Below are 1,009 nucleotides of genomic sequence, written 5' to 3'. Positions count from 1 at the left end.
CCCGACCGCATGGGCCTCATCAACCAGCAGCATGGCGTCCAGCCGGTCGGCGGCGGCCGCCATCGCCGCCAAGGGCGCACGGTCGCCGTCCATACTGTAAAGGCTTTCGACCGCGATCCACACCCGCCCCCGACCGCCCCGCGCCCGCCAGCCGGCCACCGCAGCCTCCAGGTCGGCGACGTCGTTGTGGGCGAAGGCCAGCGTCTCGGCGCGGCCCAGCCTCATCCCCTCGTGGGCGCTGGCGTGGATCAGCGCGTCGTGAACGACGAGGTCGCCTGTTTGCGGCAGGGTCGCCAGCATCGCCGAGTTGGCGGCGTAGCCGCTGCTCAAGTAGAGGGCCGCTTCGCTCCCGAACAGGCTAGCCGCCTCGGCCTCGAGCGCTTCATGCTCCGGGTGGTTTCCGCGCAGCAGGCGCGACCCGCCGGACCCGACTGGCACGCCGCGCTCCAGCGCCGCCGCCACCGCAGCGCCAAGAGCCGCGGATCCCGCCAAGCCGAGGTAGTCATTGGAGGCGAAATCGACTCCGAGGCGAGGCCGGAGCGTGCGCAACCGGCCAGCGGCCTCGAGATCGCGCAGCTGATCGCGATGAGCGGCGAGCACCGATGTCAACGAATGCGGCCGGGCTGACGCCGGTGCGGCTTCACGCCGGTCAGGCCTGGCGGCGGACAAGGCGGCCGTAGTCCTCCATCAACCCCAGCGACAGGGCCCCGGGGGTGAAGCGATATTCCCCGATCTCGCTCACCGGCGTCACCTCGGCGGCGGTGCCGGTGACGAAGCATTCGCTGAAGCTCGACAGCTCCTCGGGCCGGATGTGGCGCACCACCACCTCGATGCCCTTGGCCGCCGCCATCTCGATGATGGTCTGGCGGGTGATTCCGTCGAGGATGGCGTCGATCGGCGGGGTGTGCAGCACCCCGTCCTGGACGAAGAAGACATTGGCCCCCGTCGCCTCGGCGACATAGCCGCGCCAGTCCAGCATCATGGCGTCGGCATAGCCGCGCTTCTCGGC

2 protein-coding genes are annotated in these 1,009 nt (G+C 70.8%); both read right to left on the bottom strand.

The window, feature by feature from the left end; genetic code table 11:
• Positions 1-600, bottom strand: a 600-nt coding sequence (locus Q8S40_RS23685) for an aminotransferase class I/II-fold pyridoxal phosphate-dependent enzyme (protein WP_305672385.1), incomplete at its 3' end; no start/stop codon positions are given.
• Between the two features lie 49 nt (positions 601-649).
• On the bottom strand, positions 650-1,009 hold a 360-nt coding region (locus Q8S40_RS23680; RefSeq protein ID WP_305672384.1), incomplete at its 5' end, for an aminotransferase class IV.

It is taken from the genome of Falsiroseomonas sp. (genome assembly GCF_030695085.1).
Lineage (GTDB): Bacteria > Pseudomonadota > Alphaproteobacteria > Acetobacterales > Acetobacteraceae > Falsiroseomonas.
This window is presented reverse-complemented; position numbering and strand designations above follow the sequence as displayed.